This window comes from Psychrobacter sp. TB20-MNA-CIBAN-0197 (assembly GCF_040309765.1).
GTDB lineage: Bacteria > Pseudomonadota > Gammaproteobacteria > Pseudomonadales > Moraxellaceae > Psychrobacter > Psychrobacter submarinus.
On record NZ_JBEOPC010000900.1, the window covers coordinates 1 to 258 of the forward strand.

Below are 258 nucleotides of genomic sequence, written 5' to 3' on the forward strand. Positions count from 1 at the left end.
TGTACAAGGTAAGCATTTATTAGAGATGCCTGTAGAGCAAGGGTCAATCCTTTCGGCTATACCGGTTATATTTACTTCGTTTGGCTTTCATGGCTCTATTCCTTCAATTGTTAAATATGTTGGTGTAGAAATAAAAGTACTGCGCAAAGTAATGATTGCTGGAGCCGCCCTGCCTTTAGTCATTTATATTTTTTGGCAACTACTTAGCCAAGGTATTATGAGCCAAGCTGACTTACTCAACAGCCAAGGCCTTAGTGG

1 protein-coding gene is annotated in these 258 nt (G+C 40.3%); it reads left to right on the forward strand.

Annotation, left to right across the window (positions count from 1 at the left end; all coding sequences use genetic code 11):
* Window positions 1-258 (forward strand): aromatic amino acid transport family protein (locus tag AAEY83_RS16465; protein ID WP_351060773.1); only part of this gene is annotated, 258 nt, incomplete at both ends.